The organism is Coleofasciculus sp. E1-EBD-02 (assembly GCF_040218245.1).
Lineage (GTDB): Bacteria > Cyanobacteriota > Cyanobacteriia > Cyanobacteriales > Coleofasciculaceae > Coleofasciculus.
Map to the genome: position 1 here is coordinate 1 of NZ_JAVJQN010000083.1, position 6,078 is coordinate 6,078.

Sequence of the window (6,078 nt, forward strand, 5' to 3'; positions counted from 1 at the left end):
CTTCACAAGCTAACGACTCGACTGGTACGTGAAAATCAAACGATTGTTGTCGAAGATTTAGCCGTGAAGAATATGATGAAAAACCATAAGTTGGCTCAAGCAATTGCTGACGCAAGCTGGAGTGAACTGGTTCGTCAGTTGGAATACAAGTGCCAGTGGTACGGTCGGACACTGGTTAAGATTGACCGATGGTTTCCCAGTTCTAAGCGCTGTGGACATTGTGGTCACGTCGTTGATAAATTGCCGCTTAATGTTAGGGAGTGGAATTGCCCAGAATGTGGAACTCACCACGACCGAGACATTAATGCCGCAAACAATATTCTAGCCGCAGGGCTTGCGGTGATAGTCTGTGGAGCGAACATAAGACCCGATGGACATAAGTCCAAAGGGCAGTTGCGAAAAACCCCTCTCGCTAGTCAAAGGGGTAGGAAGCAGAAACCTAAATCGTGAGGTTTAGGAATCCCTCGTCTCCGGCGAGGGAGGATGTCAATTCGTCATTCGGATCGCCCCGACAAACCCTCAGATGGGTTTTGGACTTAAGCCAACGAGTGCGGCTTTTTTTTATGCTGGAAACAGGAATAATTAAAAAACTATGAATATGACCAGTCATAATCAGCCATCTGTAAAAATTGCCGTCGTTGGTGATGTTCACGATCAGTGGGAAGCCCAAGACGCGATCGCACTCCAAAAATTGGGTGTTGACTTGGTGCTGTTTGTCGGAGATTTTGGCAACGAGTCTGTGGGGGTGGTGCAGCGAGTTGCTTCTGTTGATCTGCCGAAAGCAGTAATTCTGGGAAATCATGACGCTTGGTATACCGCATCGGCTTGGGGACGGAAAAAATGTCCATACAACCGTCAACAGGAAAATTGGTTACACGATCAGTTAGAGGCGTTGGGAGATGCCCATGTAGGCTACGGATATCTGGACTTTCCCGAACTTCAACTTTCAGTCGTCGGGGGGCGTCCGTTTAGTTGGGGCGGATCAGCTTGGAAAAATCAAGACTTCTATCGGGATTGGTATGGAGTCAACAGTTTTGAGGAGTCCGTTGAACGAATTGTCGCCGCCGCCCAAGCCACAGACTACAACAGGATTCTGTTTTTAGGTCACAATGGACCAACAGGGTTAGGCGAGGACGCCGAATCGCCTTGTGGCAGGGACTGGCATCCCTTGGGCGGCGATCATGGAGACCCGGATTTTGAAACCGCGATCGCGCAAGTTCAGGCACTAGGAAAACAGATTCCCTTGGTCACCTTCGGTCACATGCATCACCGATTACGCCACACAACCAAGCGATTGCGAACGATTGTCACAACCCGTTCAGAGGGAACCGTGTATCTGAATTCAGCCAGTGTACCCCGAATTGTGCAAACGGAAACAGACCGACTGCGGAATTTTTCGCTGGTGTCTCTGGAAGCGGGTGGGGTTGCTTCAATTTCTCTGGTTTGGGTGGGAAATGACTATTCTGTCGTACTCGAAGAGTTTCTCTATCGGCGTCCTCAACCCGTTAGCGGACAATTTGTTTCCAGACACTCGCCATGAACGCTCAGGCTTGGTATTATAGATAAGCCTGGAGAGGTGGCAGAGTGGTCGAATGCGCTCGACTTGAAATCGAGTGACCCAAAAGGTCCGTGGGTTCGAATCCCACCCTCTCCGTTCCGGTTGGGGAAGCTGGGGAAGCTGGGGAAGCTGGGGGAGCTGGGGAAGCTGGGGAAGCTGGGGAAGAATTGTAGAGACGTAGCATGCTACGTCTGGAAGCTGGGGAAGCTGGGGAAGCTGGGGAAGCTGGGGAAGTTAACTCAAAACTCTACCTTACCTATTGCCTATTCCCTGTTCCCCGTTCCCTGTTCCCTGTTCCCTGTTCCCTTTCCTAACCAAAATGTCCCGCTTTAGACCGATAACCCTGATACTGATGACTTATAACCTATGCAGGTAGAGTTTCGCGAGTATAACCCATTTGATTTGTGGATCTGGCTAGAGTTTGCCACTGTTCCTTCCCCCATGGAAAAAGATTATATTGAAGAGTTATTCAATTCCTGGTTTTACCTGGGGAAATTGGGCGGATTTGATGCGGAGAACCTGCAAGTGCAGGAAACAGGTGTGGATATTAGCTATATGGACTATGATGACCGAGAGACAGATAGCACCCTCATGGCGCTGATGCATAATCAAGGAGACTTTGATTATCAGGGAACCTGGGGACGCTGCTGGTTTGACTTAGGCACATCCGATGCGATCGCACTTGATGTTCTGATCAATGCCCTGAAGCAACTGTCTAAAGAATATGTTCACATCGAACGAGTCATCATCGGCGGTGAAAATGAAGATTGGCCCACAAAAAGCCGCCAAGAGTCTTTATTTTACGAATCTCAGGATAACGGACGAGTGAATTAAAACGTATTAGGTAGGGACGGGTTTTACCGATAATTTGACTAAACCCGCCTCCTCATTCAGATAATGTCCGGCAAATCAGCCCTAATAAAAAAGCCCAAAAGCCTTGCTGTTACAGCATTTTTTGTTATTAGGGTCAATTAACCGGACTTGATATCAAACCTTAAACGCCAAACGTCAACACATTCCTCCTTGTCTCCCTGCACTGGGGCTTGTTTCACCGAAACATGCTGCTGACTGAACTGTCTTCATGAATGCGCCAGATGGTTTCTCCTAACAAGTTAGCGACGGAAAGCACCGTAAGCTGCTCAAAATAATTGTCTTGAGCAACTGGAATTGTATTGGTAACAATCACTTCTTCAAAGATTCCACTGGAGAGGCGTTCAATCGCAGGTGGCGAAAAGACGGCATGAGTCGCACAAGCATACACTTGTCTCGCTCCCTCTTGACGCAGAATCTTGGCACCCGCAGCAATCGTCCCCGCCGTGTCAATCATATCGTCTACCAAAACAGCCGTTTTGCCCTTGACATCTCCAATCACATTCATAACCTCTGCCACATTATGGGCTTGTCGTCGCTTGTCAATAATGGCTAAGGGCGCATCATCCAGCTTTTTGGCAAAAGCCCTGGCTCTAGCTACGCCACCCACGTCAGGGGAAACAACCACCAGATCAGGGAGTTGCTTGCTCGCCAGATAGTCCAAGGTTACTGGAGAACCGTAGACATGATCGAAGGGAATATCGAAATACCCTTGGATTTGGGCAGAATGTAAATCCATCGCTAATACCCGATTCGCGCCCGCCTCAGTAATCAAATTTGCCACTAACTTAGCGGTAATTGACTCTCGTCCGGCGGTTTTGCGATCGGCTCTGGCATAACCGTAGTATGGAATAACAGCAGTAATCTGCCGTGCCGATGCTCGCCGACAGGCGTCGATCATAATCAGCAATTCCATCAGGTTATCGTTTACCGGATGGCAACTCGGCTGAATTAGGTAAACGTCGCACCCACGAATGGATTCTTGAATTTGAATGTATAACTCGCCATCGGCAAATCGTTTGCGAACCATTGGTCCAATGTCCATGCCCAAATAGCGAGCAACTTCTTGTGCTAGTGGAACATTAGCAGACCCAGAAAACAGTCGAAGACGATTATTATCCGCGATTAGCGGCAGCGTAGGCTGAAGCGTTAACGTTGCAGAACGGCTCACAGCAGACCCTCGAAGCTCATTTCAAGGCAATCTTAACATTTGCTGTTGTCTATGGTTCTAAGTAGGTGGGGACAATTAAAGGCGGGCGGTGGGGATCGTCATTGGTCATTGGTCATTGGTCATTTGTAAAGGTTTGAGGATTATTGACAAAACTTAATACAATTTCATTTTCTTTTGTCCGACTATTTAGTCTAACTATCCACTGAAAAGAGGGTTTCCTCAAGAGTCACAGATAAAATAACTGTAATAAATGCCAGGAAGTGACCGTCTTCTCATAAAATTTAGACGGGTAGACCATCCTGTTTTCCCCGACACTCCAATTCACAAGCTCATGGAACAACCGATCGCCTCTGGAACTATTCTGCAAGCCCGTTACCACTTGATCCGAGTTCTGGGTCAAGGAGGATTCGGTCGAACTTACCTGGCGGAAGACCTGAATCGGTTTAAAGAACTGTGTGTGCTCAAAGAATTGATTCCGCCTCAGACTGAAGCCTATACGTTGGAGAAGTCCAAAGAACTGTTCCAACGGGAGGCAACCACCCTCTATCAAATCAAACACCCGCAAGTCCCCGAATTTCGAGCCACGTTTGAGGAGGATGGGCGGTTTTTCTTGGCACAAGACTACGTTGAGGGGAAAACCTATCGCGAGTTACTCAATGAGCGCCTAGAACAGCTAGCTGGCAATTCTACATCCGGCACGGAAGCCGTAGGGATTCCCACACCGCCTCAAAATACACCCATGGGGAACCCCGTCTTCTCCGAAGCCGAAGTTAAACAGCTACTCCAGCAATTATTGCCCGTATTAGAACATATTCACACTAAGGGGATCATCCACCGCGATATTACTCCCGATAATATTATTCTGCGCCAGGGCGACCAACTCCCGGTATTAATTGATTTTGGTGTGGTCAAAGAACTCGCTACTCGTTTGCAGTCGCCGGATATGGCAACCCCAGCCACAACAGTTGGCAAACTGGGTTATGCTCCCAGCGAACAAATTCAAACTGGAAAATCCTATCCCAGTAGTGACCTCTATTCCCTAGCCGTTACTGCCGTGGTGCTACTGACAGGCAAAGAACCCAGGGAGTTACTGGATAATACCCAGTTAACCTGGAATTGGCAACGATGGGTGACGGTAAGTGACGACCTTGCCCGGATTCTGAACCGGATGCTAAGTTACAGACCGGGCGATCGCTATCCATCTGCAACAGATGTATTACAAGCACTGCAATCTCCAGCCCCTCCAGCCACCCCCGCACCAGAACCAGACGCCAACGTCTCAGGGATGGCAACCGTAGCCGTAGGACGGCGTCCGGAACCGCAGACACCACCCGCGAGAACACCCGCGCAATCAGAACCTGTGATTCCTGAACCCAGTAACGACTCGATTTGGGAAAAGCCTGGGATGGTTGTGGCAATTGGTGCAGTACTTGCCGTGATTGCCGGGTTGGGTTCTTGGGCAATTGCTAATCGACTAAGACAGGAACCGACTCCCCCAGAAACAATTGTGGAGTCTCCGTCTCCTTTGCCCACCGAAACTGAATCTCCCTCACCTTCACCCAGTCCCACCGAATATAGTCAAACTCTGGATTTGTCTCCTGAGAAAGAACTGTCTATCGAAAGCTCATTACAGCCGAATACTATTGTTAAATACCAGATTCAGGCGGAACAAGACCAGACGTTGGAGGCGTTTATTCCCACAGAAGGGGTATATATGACTGTCCTTGGACCCGACGAGCAACCCTTGGGCGATCGCGCCACACGGGTGCAGCAATGGCGAGGTCAACTTCCCTATACCGGAGAATACACGATTCAATTAAGTTTAATTCCGGAACTTCCAGAAACTGAGTACCAACTCAATTTAGACTTAACGGAAGCCCCCGAACCCACACCTTCGCCAACGGAAAGTCCATCTCCGTCTCCATCTCCATCTCCATCCCCATCTCCATCTCCATCCCCATCCCCCTCTCCCTCTCCCTCTCCCTCTCCCACTTACGAAACCGAACGACTGATCATTCCTGAAGGAGAACAGGCAATTCAGTTTCAAGGTCAAACCAGACCCCAACGGGTAAAACGGTATCGCGTCAACGTGGAATCCAATCAGCAACTAGCGGTAGATGTTATTCAAGGTGATGTCACGTTAAATATCCGCAATCCTAATGGTCAGTTAATTGAAGATGCCTCAAACATCAACTTTTGGCAGGCACAATTGCCTCAAGGGGGCAACTATATCATTGATGTGATTGCCCAAAGACCAACCACTTTCACTTTGGGTGTCAGTCTAACCAACCGCTCGTAAATGTCTACCCATACCTACCCAAAACTAAGCATTTTGGGTAGGCGGGGTGAGCGTGCAGACTCAGCCGTAAAAAAGAGTAACCTACCATCTGGCAAGGTTGGCTACGCTTTTTTGGTCATGACACCCAAGAATGAACGCTAGTTTTTGGCACTGTCGGAACTATCAACGAAAGGCGAGACA

General features: G+C 48.8%; 6 protein-coding genes and 1 tRNA gene. 6 read left to right on the forward strand and 1 reads right to left on the reverse strand.

Features of this window, described 5'->3' with window-relative positions:
* From RIC07_RS13530 to RIC07_RS13550, 5 genes are all read left to right on the forward strand, one after another.
* The coding region (locus RIC07_RS13530; RefSeq protein ID WP_446394996.1) for an RNA-guided endonuclease TnpB family protein at nucleotides 1-450 on the forward strand (450 nt) is incomplete at its 5' end.
* A gap of 148 nt (nucleotides 451-598) precedes the next feature.
* Nucleotides 599-1,540, forward strand: coding sequence for a TIGR04168 family protein (locus RIC07_RS13535; protein ID WP_446395001.1), 942 nt, complete (start codon nucleotides 599-601; stop codon nucleotides 1,538-1,540).
* 30 nt (nucleotides 1,541-1,570) lie between these two features.
* Nucleotides 1,571-1,654: transfer RNA gene (locus RIC07_RS13540), tRNA-Ser, on the forward strand.
* A gap of 86 nt (nucleotides 1,655-1,740) precedes the next feature.
* Nucleotides 1,741-1,872 carry a hypothetical protein gene (locus tag RIC07_RS13545; RefSeq protein ID WP_446394997.1) on the forward strand — a complete coding sequence of 44 codons (132 nt, stop codon included), beginning with the start codon at nucleotides 1,741-1,743 and terminating at the stop codon, nucleotides 1,870-1,872.
* A gap of 52 nt (nucleotides 1,873-1,924) precedes the next feature.
* Nucleotides 1,925-2,392 (forward strand): DUF3531 family protein, encoded by a 468-nt coding sequence (locus RIC07_RS13550; RefSeq protein ID WP_446394998.1) that lies wholly within the window; start codon nucleotides 1,925-1,927, stop codon nucleotides 2,390-2,392.
* A 214-nt stretch (nucleotides 2,393-2,606) separates the two neighbouring features.
* On the opposite strand, the gene RIC07_RS13555 is transcribed toward RIC07_RS13550, so the two are convergent.
* Nucleotides 2,607-3,599 carry a ribose-phosphate pyrophosphokinase gene (locus RIC07_RS13555; RefSeq protein ID WP_446394999.1) on the reverse strand — a complete coding sequence of 331 codons (993 nt, stop codon included), beginning with the start codon at nucleotides 3,597-3,599 and terminating at the stop codon, nucleotides 2,607-2,609.
* Nucleotides 3,600-3,930: 331 nt separating this feature from the next.
* Here RIC07_RS13555 and RIC07_RS13560 point away from each other — a divergent pair, with 331 nt between their 5' ends.
* The gene (locus RIC07_RS13560; RefSeq protein WP_446395000.1) at nucleotides 3,931-5,898 is read left to right on the forward strand and encodes a protein kinase domain-containing protein; all 1,968 of its coding nucleotides are present in this window, start codon (nucleotides 3,931-3,933) and stop codon (nucleotides 5,896-5,898) included.
* The last annotated feature ends 180 nt before the right edge of the window (nucleotides 5,899-6,078 follow it).

What these genes read in the sequence shown, in the direction of transcription:
- RIC07_RS13560 (WP_446395000.1), top strand. Translation starts at nt 3,931, where the DNA reads ATGGAACAACCGATCGCCTCTGGAACTATTCTGCAAGCCCGTTACCAC.
- RIC07_RS13545 (WP_446394997.1), top strand. Translation starts at nt 1,741, where the DNA reads ATGCTACGTCTGGAAGCTGGGGAAGCTGGGGAAGCTGGGGAAGCTGGG.
- RIC07_RS13535 (WP_446395001.1), top strand. Translation starts at nt 599, where the DNA reads ATGACCAGTCATAATCAGCCATCTGTAAAAATTGCCGTCGTTGGTGAT.
- RIC07_RS13550 (WP_446394998.1), top strand. Translation starts at nt 1,925, where the DNA reads ATGCAGGTAGAGTTTCGCGAGTATAACCCATTTGATTTGTGGATCTGG.